Origin of the sequence: Methylomonas aurea (assembly GCF_024505045.1) — a bacterium.
Classification (GTDB): Bacteria; Pseudomonadota; Gammaproteobacteria; order Methylococcales; family Methylomonadaceae; genus Methylomonas; species Methylomonas aurea.
Genome location: NZ_JANIBM010000003.1, coordinates 158,084 through 172,808, shown reverse-complemented (window position 1 = coordinate 172,808; position 14,725 = coordinate 158,084). Strand labels below are relative to the sequence as shown.

The 14,725-nt window shown below is 55.9% G+C and carries 13 protein-coding genes; all 13 read right to left on the bottom strand.

Annotation, left to right across the window (positions count from 1 at the left end; translation table 11 throughout):
* Positions 1-146: 146 nt before the first annotated feature.
* The gene (locus tag NP603_RS03995; RefSeq protein ID WP_256609639.1) at positions 147-1,448 is read right to left on the bottom strand and encodes an NAD(P)/FAD-dependent oxidoreductase; all 1,302 of its coding nucleotides are present in this window, start codon (positions 1,446-1,448) and stop codon (positions 147-149) included.
* Positions 1,448-1,651: a c-type cytochrome gene (locus tag NP603_RS03990; RefSeq protein WP_256609638.1), complete on the bottom strand. Its 204-nt coding sequence runs from the start codon at positions 1,649-1,651 to the stop codon at positions 1,448-1,450. Before NP603_RS03990 ends, NP603_RS03995 begins: the two co-directional genes overlap by 1 nt.
* A gap of 91 nt (positions 1,652-1,742) precedes the next feature.
* A complete protein-coding gene (gene rlmB, locus NP603_RS03985; protein ID WP_256609637.1) occupies positions 1,743-2,486 on the bottom strand; it encodes a 23S rRNA (guanosine(2251)-2'-O)-methyltransferase RlmB in 744 nt (247 codons plus the stop codon).
* Positions 2,483-4,807: a ribonuclease R gene (gene rnr, locus NP603_RS03980; RefSeq protein ID WP_256609636.1), complete on the bottom strand. Its 2,325-nt coding sequence runs from the start codon at positions 4,805-4,807 to the stop codon at positions 2,483-2,485. Before rnr ends, rlmB begins: the two co-directional genes overlap by 4 nt.
* A gap of 62 nt (positions 4,808-4,869) precedes the next feature.
* Positions 4,870-6,465: a cyclic-di-GMP receptor FimW-related protein gene (locus NP603_RS03975; RefSeq protein WP_256609635.1), complete on the bottom strand. Its 1,596-nt coding sequence runs from the start codon at positions 6,463-6,465 to the stop codon at positions 4,870-4,872.
* Between the two features lie 92 nt (positions 6,466-6,557).
* Positions 6,558-6,815, bottom strand: a complete 258-nt coding sequence (locus NP603_RS03970) for a hypothetical protein (RefSeq protein ID WP_256609634.1) — start codon at positions 6,813-6,815, stop codon at positions 6,558-6,560.
* Between the two features lie 133 nt (positions 6,816-6,948).
* A complete protein-coding gene (locus NP603_RS03965) occupies positions 6,949-7,395 on the bottom strand; it encodes a hypothetical protein (RefSeq protein WP_256609633.1) in 447 nt (148 codons plus the stop codon).
* A gap of 93 nt (positions 7,396-7,488) precedes the next feature.
* Positions 7,489-10,467 (bottom strand): DUF748 domain-containing protein, encoded by a 2,979-nt coding sequence (locus NP603_RS03960; RefSeq protein ID WP_256609632.1) that lies wholly within the window; start codon positions 10,465-10,467, stop codon positions 7,489-7,491.
* Between the two features lie 13 nt (positions 10,468-10,480).
* Positions 10,481-12,256 carry a hypothetical protein gene (locus NP603_RS03955; protein WP_256609631.1) on the bottom strand — a complete coding sequence of 592 codons (1,776 nt, stop codon included), beginning with the start codon at positions 12,254-12,256 and terminating at the stop codon, positions 10,481-10,483.
* 218 nt (positions 12,257-12,474) lie between these two features.
* Positions 12,475-12,873, bottom strand: a complete 399-nt coding sequence (locus NP603_RS03950; protein WP_256609630.1) for an RNA-binding S4 domain-containing protein — start codon at positions 12,871-12,873, stop codon at positions 12,475-12,477.
* Positions 12,866-13,225 carry a rhodanese-like domain-containing protein gene (locus NP603_RS03945; protein ID WP_256609629.1) on the bottom strand — a complete coding sequence of 120 codons (360 nt, stop codon included), beginning with the start codon at positions 13,223-13,225 and terminating at the stop codon, positions 12,866-12,868. The genes NP603_RS03950 and NP603_RS03945 overlap by 8 nt, the downstream gene beginning before the upstream one ends.
* 16 nt (positions 13,226-13,241) lie before the next feature.
* Complete coding sequence (gene ispH, locus NP603_RS03940) at positions 13,242-14,198, bottom strand: 4-hydroxy-3-methylbut-2-enyl diphosphate reductase (RefSeq protein ID WP_256609628.1); 957 nt, start codon at positions 14,196-14,198, stop codon at positions 13,242-13,244.
* Positions 14,199-14,235: 37 nt separating this feature from the next.
* Positions 14,236-14,721, bottom strand: coding sequence for a ribonuclease E activity regulator RraA (rraA, locus tag NP603_RS03935; protein WP_256609627.1), 486 nt, complete (start codon positions 14,719-14,721; stop codon positions 14,236-14,238).
* Positions 14,722-14,725 lie beyond the last annotated feature (4 nt).

Below are 14,725 nucleotides of genomic sequence, written 5' to 3'. Positions count from 1 at the left end.
CGCGCCTTCCAGGGTAAATACTGGTTAATTTTGGCCGAAAAATTGCTTTCTTATTTGCTTTCAAATGCAAAGCAAAACATTAGAAACAAACCTGCAAAAAATAGCCGATAACATATTGAATTACAAAAATTATCGACACCTGTAGATCAAGCAAAACTGTCCGCAACCAAATTGCGGTACACGATTTGCGCATATTCGGCTTCAGCGCGCTCGGCTTCGGCATTGTTTCCGACACTAACCCCGCCCGCCCCGCTGACCGAGTTGATCGTATTGCCGGTATCGGGCTTGTACACGCCGGCCACCGAAATACCATGCTCCGGCGTGACCAAGCTGTAACAGGTATTCAGCCAATGCGCCTCGGCTAACGGCTGTTCCCGCAACAGCGACACAACCGCGAAGGCACAGGCTTTCGCTTCTGAATTGGCGGCAAAGGCTGACTTCGGGATCGGCGCATAATTGGCCGCATCGCCGATTACATGGACAAATTCATCGAACGTCGATTGTGCGGTGGCCGGCCGGACCGGACACCAGCCGCCGGCATCGGCCAACCCGCTTCGCCGCGCAATCGAACCGGCCGTTTGCGGCGGAATGATATTAAGCACGTCGCCGGTAAAACGGTCGCCGAACTCGCTGGCCAGGATCTTCGAGTCTGCATGCAATTCCAACAAAGGATTGTCGGCCAGACTGTGCCATTCGATCAGGCTATTCGGCGTCCCGTATCCGTAATGCTTGGCCCAGCCGGCCTCGAACAAGGCCTGTTTGGAAAAACTGCGCTTGGCGTCGAGAATCAGAATCTTGGCCCGCGGTTTATGTTGCTTCAGCCAGAATGCCATCATGCTGGCCCGCTCGTAAGGTCCCGGCGGACAGCGGTACGGGTCCGCCGGCACCGCGATCAACACCACGCCACCTGCGGGCATGGCCTGCACTTGCCGCAACAGGGTCAAGGTCTGCGGCCCGGCCTTCCAGGCGTGCGGGAAGCGTTCGGCGGCGGCTGCATCGTAACCGGCTATCACATCCCAGCGAAAATCGATCCCGGGCGCCAGGACCAGACGGTCGTAAGCCTGAGCGCCACCGCTTTGCAACTGCACCCGTTTCCGGGACAAATCCAATGCCGTAGCGGTATCGGCCACAACTTCCACGCCATAGCGGCTGCGCAGCGCCTGATAATCCACACTCAGCCGTTCCATGTCGCCCATCCCGGCAAACAGCCAATTACTGGCGGGACAGGTGGTGTAGCGGGATTGCGCTTCGACCAGCGTGACCCGAATCCCGCCATCCAATATTTTCAGATATTTGGCGACGGTAGCGCCGGCGAAACCGCCGCCGACCACGACCACCCGCGGTTCGGCAGGATCCGATAAAGGCCACCGGCTGCAGCCGGTCAGTAAGCCGGCCCCCAACCCGACACAGCCGGTCAGAAATCGACGCCGCGATAATACGGATCGCATCAGTGCCGGCCCAGATAGGCAGCCACGGCGGCCAACTCGGCGTCGCTATATGCCTTGGCCAGCCGCGGCATCAACGTTGCATTCCGCCTGTCGTACTTAAACGCCAACAAGGCCTGTTCCAACTCGGCGGTGCTGATACGGCCAAGCTCGGGCAAACGGCTCACCGCCGCCTGGCCGCTAGCGTGGCAATTCAGACAGTTCATGGCAATGGCCTGGGCGGACAAATCGCCTCGTACCGCCGGAACCGGAAAAAGCGCCAGAGCGCAAACGATGCCGCGCAGCCGCCGCATACCGCTAGACCAGATGTTTTTGCCGAAAGATTTCGTACATCAACACCCCGGCCGCGACCGAAACGTTCAGGCTTTCCACCTGGCCCAGCATCGGAATTTTGACCAGAAAGTCGCAGTGCTGCCGAGTCAGATGGCGCATACCGCTGCCCTCAGCGCCCATCACCAAAGCCAATGCCATATCCAGTTTCATGTCGTAGACGGTCTGCTCGGCTTCGCCGGCCGCGCCCATGATCCAGATATTTTGTTCCTTCAACCAGCGCAAACTCCGCGCCAGATTGGTGACTTGGTACACCGGCACCGTTTCTGCCGCACCACTGGCGACCTTGCACACCGTCGGCGTGATGCCGGCCGCATTGTCTTTGGTAACGATGACACCGTGGGCGCCGACCGCGTCGGCCGTGCGCAGGCAGGCGCCGAGATTATGCGGATCCTGGACTTGGTCCAAAATCAGGTAAAACGCCGGCTCGGTTAACGCCTCGACATCGCTCTTCAAACGGTCCTCGCTGCGCATGGCCGGTAATTCGACGGCAACGACGATACCTTGGTGGTTCTTGCCGTCGGCCAGCTTATCCAACTTCTTGCGCTCGGTTTTTTCCAGACCGACGCCAAGTGCGGCCAGCTCGTCGAGCAGCGGTTTCAGGCGGGCGTCCTGCCGCTGGCCGTCGACCCAGGCGCGGCGGATTTTTTGCGGTGAGTACTCCAAGGCAGCTTGCGCAGCATGGATGCCGAACAGGTGAGTCAGATTCATGAGCGGCGGCGTTTCCTGGATTTAGATTTGGCTTTAGCGCCGGTCTGCGCCGGCTCGGCTTTGGACTTCTTGGCCTTTTTCTTGCCGTTATCCTTGGCCGGCGCGGCCTTGGCCTTGGCTTTTCTGCCGGTCTGCACCAGTTCGAAATCGATTTTCTTGTCGTCCAGACTGACCCGCACCACCCGAATCCGTACGCTATCGCCCAAACGATAACGGATACCGCTACGTTCGCCGTAAAGCTGATGCTTGCTGGCATCGAAATTGAAATAATCGTCCTGCAGCGAGGCGATATGCACCAAGCCCTCGACATAGATAGCTTGCAATTCGACGAAAAAGCCGAAGCCGGTCACGGCGGAAATTACGCCGGCGAATTCCTCGCCGATCTTGTCCATCATGTATTCGCACTTCAACCAGCTGACCACGTCGCGAGTGGCCTCGTCGGCCCGACGTTCGTTGGCCGAACAATGTTCGCCCAGCAGCACCATGTCGTCATGGCTGTAATGGAAGGTATCAGGTTTATGGCCGGCCAGACAATGCCGGATCGCCCGATGCACCAACAGATCGGGATAGCGCCGGATCGGCGAGGTGAAGTGGGCGTAGGCATCCAGCGCCAAACCGAAATGGCCTTTGGTCTCCGGACTGTAGACTGCCTGCGACATCGAGCGCAACAACAGGGTCTGGATCAAATGCGCGTCCGGGCGCTGCTGTACCGATTCCAGCAAATGCATATAGTCTAACGGCGTCGGTTCGGCCTTGCCGCCCAGATGCAAGCCCAATTCGTTCAGAAAGGTCTTCAACGCCAGCAGTTTTTCCGCGCCGGGACCGTCGTGGACCCGCAGCAGGCGCGGCATTTTCTTGCGATTCAGGAAGCGCGCCGCCGCAGTGTTAGCGGTAATCATGAATTCTTCGATCAATTTATGCGCATCGTTGCGCACCAGCGGTACGATTTCGGCGATCTTGCGCTCGGGCCCGAATACGATTTTAGTTTCCTGGGTATCGAAATCCATCGCCCCGCGCAGTTCGCGCTGCTGGCGCATGACTTTGTACAAATCGTATAAAGTCTGCAGATGCGGCATCAGGTCTTGATGCTTTTTAATCAGTTTTTGATCGCCGTCCACCAACATTTTGGCCACGGCACTGTAGGTCAAGCGAGCGTGGGAGCGCATCACCGCTTCGAAGAAGCGCGAGCGCAACACCAGGCCTTCGCTGCTGATCAACAACTCGCAGACCATGCACAAGCGGTCCACGGCCGGGTTCAAAGAACACAGGCCGTTGGACAGGATTTCCGGCAGCATCGGAATCACTTTTTCCGGAAAATACACCGAAGTGCTGCGGTTCTTCGCTTCATCGTCCAACGCGGTACCGACTTTGACGTAATGCGACACGTCGGCGATCGCCACCAGCAATTTCCAGCCTTTCGGCGTTTTTTGGGCGTAAACCGCATCGTCGAAATCGCGGGCATCTTCGCCGTCTATCGTTACCAACGGCAATTGGCGAATATCCTCACGCCCCTGTTTGGCCTGTTCCGGCACTTCCGGAGTCAAGGACTTGATTTCCTTGAGCAACGCATCCGGCCATTGGTTCGGCAAATCGTAGGAACGAATCGCCATCTCGATTTCCATGCCCGGCGCCATGTGCAGACCCAACACTTCGCTGATGCGTCCGATCGGCTGGCAATGGGCACTGGGTTGCTGCAGAATTTCGGCGACGACGATCTGGCCGTTCTTGGCGCCGCCGGTGTCCTCCTTGGCGATCAACACTTCGTGGTTGATCTTCTTGTTGTCCGGCACCACGTAGGCGACGCGGCCCTCGGTGAAAAAACGGCCGACGATCTGGTGCGTGTTACGCTCGGTAATCTCGATCACGGCAGCCTCGCGGCGGCCGCGGCGGTCGACGCCGCTGACGCGGGCAATCACCCGGTCGTTCGGCATCAGCGGCTTCATTTCCCGCGGCGACAGAAACAAATCTTCGCTGCCATCGTCAGGCTTCAGGAAGCCAAAACCTTCCGGATGGCCCAGAATTCGGCCGGCAATGGTGTTGTGCCCGGAACCGATGCAATACTTTTGCCGACTGTTAAAGCTCAATTGACCGTCGCGTTCCATGGCTCTGAGCCGGCGGCGCAGCGCTTCCTGGGCATCGGCCGATTCCAGCCCGAATTGCTGGGCGATTTGTTGGCGTCTTAAAGGTTTGCCGGCTTGCTGGATCAGCTCCAGGATCAGTTCGCGGCTGGGGATGGGGTTCTCGTATTTTTCCGCTTCGCGTTCGGCGTGCGGATCGACGAAAGTCGAAAAATCAGCGGGTTGATCGCTATTGGTGGTCATTGAGTCCGTCGCTTGGCAGCCACGCCCCCGCAATACGATGTATCGGGCGCTTGTGGCATGGGTTATATAAAGTCATAGCCTTTCTTCTTGGGTTGTTGCGGTATGGTGGATTCGTCCAGAATCCGCCGGCACTCGAATTGCCAATACCCGAGGCCGATATTGCGCCGGCCGTTGAGGATGATCGGAAAATTCTCGTTGCCCATGTACATCCTGAGCAGGTCGCCGTCTTTCAATCGAAAAGAATCCATAATGATATAACTCTTCTCGCCTTCGTGGTCTTTCGCGCCGTAAATCAAGGCCTTTTTGCGTTCGTCGCCGGGCAAGGCATCCAGCGCCTGGTAGGTCACAGCGTAAGCCTGGGCGGCGATGACCATCAACTCGAAGATCAGCTTGCTATCCTGTTTGGGCACCAATATTTTGCATACCACGCCCAACGCCCGTTGCTGAGGCAAGGCGTCGATCTTTCTGAAGCTGACCAAGCTGCCGATCGACAACACGCCTTCCTGGTCGAAATTGCAGGACAGCGCGCGCTCCGAATCGGTTTCGGCGCGTTTTTCCAAGCCGGAACCGGAGCCGGCGCGCGAGGTATCGAGCAAGTCGAAAGTGGCTTCCAGGCCGATCGCCACGTAGCGGTCGAGCCGGTCGCTAAAATACACCGAACCTTGCGGCTCCTTGCCTTGCCAACGTTGCACCAGATAATCGAACAACTCCGCCGGCAGACGCTGCTGCTGGCTTTTCTCCATTTCCAGCGAACTGAAGCGGGCTTCGTCCTTACTGGAAAACTTGTCCGGATGTTTGAACACTTTGGTCAATTTGCTCAGATTCAGATATAGCATCGCCGAATCCGAGCGCCTATCGCTTTGCCCGTTGTTGGTCAGAAAGGCCGGCGGCAAATCCTCGTCCATCAGAATCGAGCATTGCACGGCTTGCCCGGCGACCGGTTTGGTTTCGATCTCCAGCAGATCGGCGATTTTTTCGATGAACTCGTAAACCAACTGGAATTCTTTCTGCATCAACCCCGACGGATAGGCCAGACTCAGCAACAGAATTTGTTTGTAACTGTCCTCGATCGACGACTGCTTGCTGAAAATGCCGCCTTGGTCGGCCACTTTGACATCGGCCTTGCCAAGTTTTACCGCCAATTTGTAGAGCGAATGCAAGTCGATCCAAATCCAATCCGGGATCGGATAACTCATCATATAGTGGGTAACGACGATACGGCTCAGGCCCTTGATCGTGCGCTGGATAGACAACACGGTCGGCTTGGCCTGCAACCAGCTGACTTCGCGACGCGTCAGTTCCCTGGCCACATTCCAGTAACCAATCGTGAATTGGCGTTCAATGCTGCAGGTCAGACCGAAAATTTTCTTCTCGTTCTCGCCTTTCGGAAAACCGGACCGGGTCAGGCGAGAGCGTAGATAGTCGTCGATCAGAAAGAAACTGTCTCGGAGCAGTTCCAGTGCATGCAGGCGTTTTGCCGCCGGCATTTCCACCGTTACCAATTCGCCCAGCAACTCATAGAACAACCGCGCCGCCAAACCGGGGTTGGCGGCGGGAAGCTCGGTAATCCATTGTTTCAGCGCGTCGTCGCCGAACGAAGCCAAAAGTTGCGGATCGTTTTTTTGCTCGGGAATGACTAGAAAGAACGAGTTTTTCACAAACAGCCCAAATTATGTACGCCCTCGGCGCGCTCTCGGTACCGGTGCAGCCAAGGCGATCCGGCAACGCAACCAACTATAGACTCCATTTTTTAGAAAAGCGCCTCGTCGTCAACCATAGGGCTCTGCAATGCATTCATATCGTTTCTAAGCTGCTTTCTGGCAAGCAATTTGGCTTGTACCCGCTCCGGTAACTCGGTGAAGATCAGCACTTGCTTTGCCACCAGCAAATCGACCAAATCGTCGATCACCCGCACCATCTCGCTGTCGGTATCGGACAAGGCCTGGCGGGCCTCCTGCTCCGACCGGGCCTTAGCGTATGCCAGCCATTCCGGATGATCGGCAGCCAACCATTCTCCGCCAAAACCGGCACTATCGCTTGCCGCGGATATAGCACCGTCTGAGCTGCGTCGGACGTAAGGCATGGTTAAACCGGCTGTTCGGTTTGACTGTAACAGCCAAACCAATAATCACGACTCGGCATCAGCGCGGAGAAATGGTCAATGCCCCCAAGGTCACGCCGATATCGATCCCGCGACCTTTGCCGGACAATGCCAGCGAGATTTCGCCGCGGGTCAATACTTGGGCATCCACCGACTTGGTGGCGCCGGCATGCCCTTCCAAAGCTACATAATTGCCGTATATTTCGTTTAAATTCTTCACTTCGGAAAACACCCCGGTACCCTCGATTTCCGATTTGCCGATGGTAAAACCGATACTTTTCGAGGCTAAGGCCACCTGCGCGCGTTGGCCGTTACTGCAACTGATATTGCCGATACCGTCGTATTGCTTGTAAACCAAAGACCAACCGCTGAGTCTATAAGTCATCGTGCACGACGCTAGCGATTGCGCCGCTACCGGAACCGGAGCAAACACGCCCGCCGCGCAAACGGCCAATACCGGTATCGATCGAAATAGCTTGGTTCTCATGTTTACTCCATTGGTCAATAACGCTTAACAAACTCCGCCGCTTGCCTGCCTCGGCGGAAAAAATGGACCTATCTTACACCGCCCGGCCAAGTTTTACGGCGCGGCGTTCAATGTCAACATCGAACTGATGCCGTCGGCGGCTTCGTCCTGGCTCAACTCGGTGGCCAGAATGTAGACTCTGTCGCGACTTATGCCGCCCGGCTCCGTCACGTATTGGGCGATATGGTTGGCCCGGGCCACGGCCAAATCGTTGAGCTTCAGCGGGTCCGGTTGAAAAATGCCTTCCAGCCGCTCGCGCGCCAGCGTGTAGAAATCGGCATCGGGATTGCTCTTGATGCGCGGCTTGCCAAGCAAACTGCGTTCGAAGTCCTGCGGAAACACTTCCGCGAAAAACTTCGCCAGCAAGCGCTTGTAATCGTCGTCGGAAAGCTGAATATATTCATGGCGAATCTTCTGACCCTGGTCGCGCAGTTCGCCGGATTTCATTTTTTTCAGCACGTCCTGCAACGCCGAGAAGCGCATCGCCGGCCAGTCCAGATTCTGGTAGGCGATACCTTTGATCTCCAGCGTCAAATCCGGCTTGCTAAGCAGTGCCTTGCTCAACTCGCCCAGTTTGTCCGCCTCTTCTTTGGCCAATTCGGCGCTGCCCGGTGTAAATTGCACGGTGCTGAAATCCTTGTCGTCGCTCAGCAACGAAGCGATGGCCTTGAACGGCGACAGCGCCACCTTCTTGACCAGATTGACCAACACGTCGCGCACCAGCGCACCGATACTGAATTGCGGGTCTTCCAGACTACCGGTAATCGGAAAATCGAGATTGATTTTACCGTCGGCATCTTTCAGCAGGGCAATCGCCAGATGCAACGGTAGCGACACCGCATGCGGGTTCTCGACCTGTTCGCCTAAGGTCAATTGGTCGATGAACAGTTTGTTCTGCACCTCGAGCTGGCCGCTCTTGATCTTGTAATGCAGATCAAGGGCCATCTGGCCCTTCTCGATCCGGTAGCCGGCAAATTCCGCCATGTACGGCGTAATCAAGGGCAGCGGCATATGGGTAAAATTCAGCGCGATATCGGAATCGCCGCTCTGGAACTGGTATTTGCCTTTGATACCGACCAAGGCCATATCGTAAACCTTGCCTTTCAACGCCATCGTTGCCGCGGCATCCTTAGCCGACGAAAATCCGTTGACCTCGCCGTTCAAGCCGTTCATCTCTGCAACAAACGGCAATATCAACGAATAGTCTGCGAAATCGGACTTGCCGTTACGCATTTCGATCTTGCCGATGCTGAGGCTAGGCTGATCCGTGCCGGCTGTTGCAGCGGCCGGTTTCGCGGCTGTTTTTGCGGACTTTGCAGGTTTAGCCGATTCGGGTTTTTGCTGGACTAAAATGTCGTCGACATTGGTACTACCGTCCTTCTTGATATTGAAGCGGAAGTAAGGCCGTTCCAATAACACTTTGGCCAATTTGTAGTCCTGTGCGGCCAAGTCGATAGCAATACCGTCCAGCGCCAAATTCGACCACTTCAAAAAATCCTTGTTTTTCAATTGGTCGCGGGTCAACAAATTGTCGATATCGGCATCGCCGTTAAACGTGAGCTGAAACGGTTCGGCCACGGCCAGATGCAGTTTGCCTTTGGCATTGAAATCGCCGTCGACGACTTCGAGTTTCAGATAAGAGTCCAAGTAAGGCTGGAACGGTTTTAACTGCAGATTTTTGATTTGCACATCCCAATCGGCCGCAAAAGGTTGCAACGCCATGTCGCCGTTCAGTGCCAGACTGCCGGTTTGGTTCAATCGAGTACTGAATTGCAACGGCAATTTGCCAAGCAGATCGGAACCGAAATTTTGCAGCTTGCAATTTAACTCGCTGAGTTTGAATTCGACGGGCTTGGTTTGGCTAAAATCGGTGAAATGGATTTGGTAATCGTGCAATGCCAGTTCGCCCAACCGAACCGTCCACGGTTTGCCGGGCTCTGCGGCAGCCGGAGCGCCGGCGCCAGTTTGCGCCGAACCTGCCGAAGAAGCGGCAGCATCTTCGCCGAACAAAGCTTGGTAATTGACCGTACCGTCGGCCTGCAACCAGGCCTGTATTGCCGCATTGCGGCTGGCCACTGCGGCGATGTTCACCGTCTGCCCGTTGATATCGACGCCGATGCCGTCGACGGCCAGTTCCGGCAAGTCGATCAAAGGCTTGCCACTGGTTTTTTCTACGACCGCCAATTGCTGCAACGCCAGCGCGCCGTTGTGCAACATCACCGCCACTCCGGATTCGGCGGCGGTTAAATCGTAATCGATTTGCAACCCGGCTCGGCCGGCGCTTATTCGTATCGGCAACTCCTGTAAAAACAACTGCCAAATTTTATCCAAACCGATGGCGTCGAGTTGCAGGTGGCCTTTGGAAGCCAAGGGTTGCAGACTAAAATCTCCACTCCATTCGATGTTGCCGCCGGATTCGACGCCCAACGCCAACTTGCCGTTGCCGGCCTGCTCGGCCTGGGTACTGATGTCCTGCAGCGTTAAATTGACCGGCAACAAGGTTTCGGTCAGGGTTTGGCCGGTCGAGGCATCCAGCCAGGCAATCCTGCCGTCGGCGATCACCGCACGATGAATCAATAACTTGACCGGGCCGGCATCGTTATCGGCCGCAGCAGGGGTTTGCTCTACTTCGGGCTGCTCCGGCTGCAGATCGGCAAAATTAAAACTGCCGTCGGCGCGGCGGGCGATATTGAATTGCGGTTTGGACAATTCGATGCTGTCGACAACTGCGCCGCCCAACTTGACCGATTCCCACAGCGCCAGATCGATCCGCAACGCTTCGAACCCGGCCAGGAATTGGCCGTCGCCGGCCGATAACGAGAACTCCCGCAACTCCAGCACCCAACTGAACGGATTCAACCGAATCTCTTGCAACTGCGGCGTCTGCCCGGTTTGTTCCTTGACGATTTGCGGAAGCTTGCTCAGCGCAATTTTCGGCAGCAGGTAAAAACCGGCCAGGGCATAGGTTGCCACGCCAGCGGATACTGCCGCGATGGCAATCAAGGTTTTTTTCCGGTTGATCGTGATCGGCATCGCTTATTTCAGGTCAATGCAGCCGGTTGACGAATTCGGCGTCTATCCGGCAGCCGCCCAAATCCGGATAGTCGGTCAGATTTTGTTCGAAATCGCGAAAAGAAGGGTGTTGAAACGCCAAACGGCTAATCTTGCCCTGCACCAGTTCGAATTCCAGCGCACCGCCTTTTTCGCGCGGGCTGCCCGGTTTAGTTGCGAACAGCATGATACCGATATTCGCCAGCGGCTGGCCTTGTTCCTGCGCCGGCCGCGCACAACTGAAACTTTCGACGTTCAGAGCTGCGAAGACATTAGCCAATTGCGCCGCAGTGACCACAACGCCGTCGTCGGGAATTGTCGGCACTTGCAACAAAGCCTCCAAGCCGAAGTTACTCAAATGGTTCTGCAGCAATACCGAGCCGTTGCCGGATTTTTCGGTATTCAGCAACGGATACAGTTGCCGGGCCGCTTCGTCCTTATTCGGATTTTGCAGCGCAGACAAAAATTGGCGGGCCGCGGACTGCACCGGACTGATCACGCCCTCTTTCTTCTGCCGGGAGCTGGCCAGATTATCCCAGTCCTGCCCGGTATTAACCGGCAACCGCATGGTTTTCATGGCCGCATAGTCCTCGGCGGCCAGACATGCGGAAAAATCCTTGGTCCGGTACTGTTCCAGCAGTTTCGGCCGAATTTCGTCGGCCATGGCCTTCTGAGCGGAAATATTGAAATTTTTCCAGTCGGGCGATTTAGCCAGGAAATAATACAACACGGCATTGCGGTCGAATTTGTTGAAACCCAAATCCTTCATGACCAATTTCAGGCGCCGGCATTGGCTCTCCACATCTTCATAGTTGCGCCAGTCGGGTTGCAAATTAGGCTTGGCGGCCGGATCGACCTGGTTGATCAACTGTTGCAGACTGACCTCGCCGTTGGCGGTCTGAATCGTCGCACGCCACAACTCCTCCAACGATAAATCGTGAGCGTCCGGAATGGCGTCGCCGCCGGTTTTTAACAACAGCGACGTGGCGACCTCCGGATAAATCCGCAATTCGCCGAGCAGCCGGGTTTCCGAACTCCAGGCTTTCCAACCGCCTTCGACCACTTCATAGACCGCCAATCGGCTCTGGCTAAAATTGCCGCTATCTCCGGCCAACGCCACACTAGCAGGCAGGGAATGAGTTTCGGAACTGTATTTGCCGCTGGCGGCCGGCGTTTTGGCAACGACCTGCGGGCTGGTCTCGACCCAATTGCCGGCCAGTTTGCCCATCACCGCCATGCCGGCGCCGACGCCGGTCAACGCAAACAAACCGCTGGCGGCATTGACATCCTCGACCAGTTGGGAAAGATTGGCTTCGTGGCTGTTGCTGGTGAAAAAATTGTAATCGATCAGCGTATCTTTGCCGGTATCCAGCCTCAACCACGGCGTCAGGTTGGCTTTTTTGGTCTCCAACTTGAAGTTGCACTTGCCGGTGGTCGCTTGATACAGAAAACCGCTCACTTCGCGCTTCAACTTCAAGGTCTCGTTGTGAACGCTGAATACCAAAGCAGCCGACAAATCGCCGTTCTCGTAATGGCCGCCCATTTCGTTACAACCGCCTTTCAGCGCACTGTCGCCCTTGAATTCGAAATCCGAAACCAACTGCACGTAATAATCGTCACCGCCGACAGCAGTTTGGCCGCGCAAGGGCTTGATCGGTAAGGTTTCGGTTTTGGGATAGTCCACCGCGATTTGCCGGGTCGTGGCACAACCGGCAATCAGACTACCGGTAATGAGCGTGACGGGTAGTATTAACAATCGGCTGATCGGCATTAATGGTCCTAAATGAAATGTGGCGATGTCTGACGGCCGGCGGCGGCGGCGGCGGCCGATATTTTCAAGCTAATGGCTGACGCTTAGGCCTGTCTTAACGGATTACGCCAGCAAGTCTATTACAAATCTTGTTGGCTTAATCCACTACGTTAAGTCGGGAATAATAAAATGAAGTCGGCAACGTGGCTATGGTTTTATCCGACGGCAGTGACCTCCGGTTATAACGAGTCCTGCTTGAACCGATGAATTTGACGGCGTTGTTTTTTGTTGGGTTTATGTTCGCGCTCGGAAGGGTGTTGCAGCGCCTGTTGCTGTTTGCGCAATTCGATTTGCTGATGGCGCTTTGCCGCGCTAGCCGCATCTTCGTGATAAAGCCCGGCCGCTTCCGGGGCAGGACGCCGCTGCTTGTTCAGATCGGTTACCCGCACCTCCCAGGTGTACTGATCCTTGGTCACAGTGACCAAATCGCCGATTTTGATATCTTTCCCCGGCTTGCAACGCTGGCCGTTGACATGGACCTTACCGCCGTTGACGGCATCGGCCGCTAGACCGCGGGTTTTGAAAAACCGCGCGGCCCACAGCCATATGTCGATCCGGATTTGGCTTAACTCATTCAACCTTGAGTCCACTCTCCGCCCAAGCCTTGAAGCCCCCGGCCATGCTAACCGCGCCGGAATATCCCAACTGGTTCAGAACTTGGGTTGCCAACGCGGAGCGACCGCCGCTCTGGCAGTAGACGACGATGCCTGCATCCTGCTTACCTTGGAAGGCCGGATGGCCGCCGATTTGAAACTCCAATACGCCGCGCGGAATGTTGACTGCTCCCGGCAAGTGGCCGGCGGCAAATTCGGCCGGCTCCCGCACATCGAGCAGTAAGGCGCCGGACAGCCTGGCATTCGCCGCCGCGACGTCGATTTCGGTAATCTGCTGCTTGGCGGCAGCAACCAGTTCCTGAGCTGTGATTGGCATAAATTGCTCCTAAAAATCAGGCTTCCATGGCTTTTTTCAATTCTTTCGGAATCGAAAACACCACTTTTTCCTCGATACCTTTGTTTTCGCGCACGGTGGTATTTTCGCCACCCCACTCCTTCAATTGGTTGATCACTTCCTGCACCAGCACTTCCGGTGCCGAGGCGCCGGCGGTGACGCCGACCACTTCGATACCGTCCAACCATTCTTGTTTCAAGTCCTTATAAGTATCGATCAAGTAGGCCGGTTTGCCCAATTGCTCGGCAATCTCCCGCAGCCGATTGGAATTGGAACTGTTCGGCGAACCGACCACCAGAATCAGGTCGGAGATTTTGGCTAAGTCATGTACGGCGTCTTGCCGGTTTTGCGTGGCGTAGCAAATGTCGTCTTTCTTTTGTTCCTTGATCGACGGAAATTGCTCGCGTAGCGCGTCGACCATGACTTTGGTGTCGGTCATCGATAACGTGGTTTGCGTCACGTAAGCCAGATTTTCCGGGTTATTGACCTTCAGGTTTTTGACGTCTTCCGGCGTTTCGACCAGATAAATATCGCCGTGCTCGGTGCATTTGTCGTATTGGCCCATCGTGCCTTCGACTTCGGGATGGCCGGCGTGGCCGATCAAAATCACTTCCCGGTCTTGCTTGGCATGCTTGGCCACTTGCATATGCACCTTGGTCACCAGCGGACAAGTCGCATCGAATACCGTCAACTGGCGTTCCTCGGCTTCTTTCTGCACGGCCTTGGACACGCCGTGAGCACTGAATATCAGGTAAGAGCCGACCGGCACGTCGCTGAGTTCTTCGATAAAAACGGCACCCTTTTCCTTTAAGCCATCGACTACGGTGCGGTTATGCACCACTTCATGCCGCACATAGATGGGAGCACCAAACGTATCGATCGCTTGATCGACGATTTCGATGGCCCGATCGACGCCGGCACAGAATCCACGGGGGTTAGCGAGTACTATTTGCATATTCTTGAGTGTTTTACTGGGTTAAGACGGACGAATTCTAATCCAATTTCGCATCCGAGACGATAATTCCGTCGCCATCGGCATATAAATAATGGTCTTTTTTGAAATTGACGCCGGCAAACGTGATCATCACGTCGCGGTCGCCGTGGCCGTGCTTGTTGCTGCGTAACGGGTTCGTGTTCAACGCCATCACGCCGATCGGCAGTTGCCGGATCAGCTCGGAGCCGCGGATGCTGCCGTAGACCACGATACCCTGCCAGCCGTTCTCCAGCGCCAAGCCGGCCAGGGTGTCGCCCATCAGCGCGCAGCGCTTGGAACCGCCGCCGTCAACCACCAATACGCGGCCATCGACTTTCTCCGCCAACACGGCGCGGACCAGCGAATTGTCCTCGAACACTTTTAAGGTTGTGATCTGGCCGCAAAATCTCCGGTTACCGCCGAAATGGCGCAACACCGGCTCTGCCACCTGAAAACTGTCGGTTTGGGCAAAACGGTCGCATAAATCCGCCGTATCGAAGTTCATACTC

Bases quoted from the DNA above. Each gene is read 5' to 3' on its own strand.
- NP603_RS03995 (WP_256609639.1), bottom strand. From the start codon at position 1,448: ATGCGATCCGTATTATCGCGGCGTCGATTTCTGACCGGCTGTGTCGGG.
- NP603_RS03990 (WP_256609638.1), bottom strand. From the start codon at position 1,651: ATGAACTGTCTGAATTGCCACGCTAGCGGCCAGGCGGCGGTGAGCCGT.
- rlmB (WP_256609637.1), bottom strand. From the start codon at position 2,486: ATGAATCTGACTCACCTGTTCGGCATCCATGCTGCGCAAGCTGCCTTG.
- rnr (WP_256609636.1), bottom strand. From the start codon at position 4,807: ATGACCACCAATAGCGATCAACCCGCTGATTTTTCGACTTTCGTCGAT.
- NP603_RS03965 (WP_256609633.1), bottom strand. From the start codon at position 7,395: ATGAGAACCAAGCTATTTCGATCGATACCGGTATTGGCCGTTTGCGCG.
- NP603_RS03960 (WP_256609632.1), bottom strand. From the start codon at position 10,467: ATGCCGATCACGATCAACCGGAAAAAAACCTTGATTGCCATCGCGGCA.
- NP603_RS03955 (WP_256609631.1), bottom strand. From the start codon at position 12,256: ATGCCGATCAGCCGATTGTTAATACTACCCGTCACGCTCATTACCGGT.
- NP603_RS03945 (WP_256609629.1), bottom strand. From the start codon at position 13,225: ATGCCAATCACAGCTCAGGAACTGGTTGCTGCCGCCAAGCAGCAGATT.
- ispH (WP_256609628.1), bottom strand. From the start codon at position 14,198: ATGCAAATAGTACTCGCTAACCCCCGTGGATTCTGTGCCGGCGTCGAT.
- rraA (WP_256609627.1), bottom strand. From the start codon at position 14,721: ATGAACTTCGATACGGCGGATTTATGCGACCGTTTTGCCCAAACCGAC.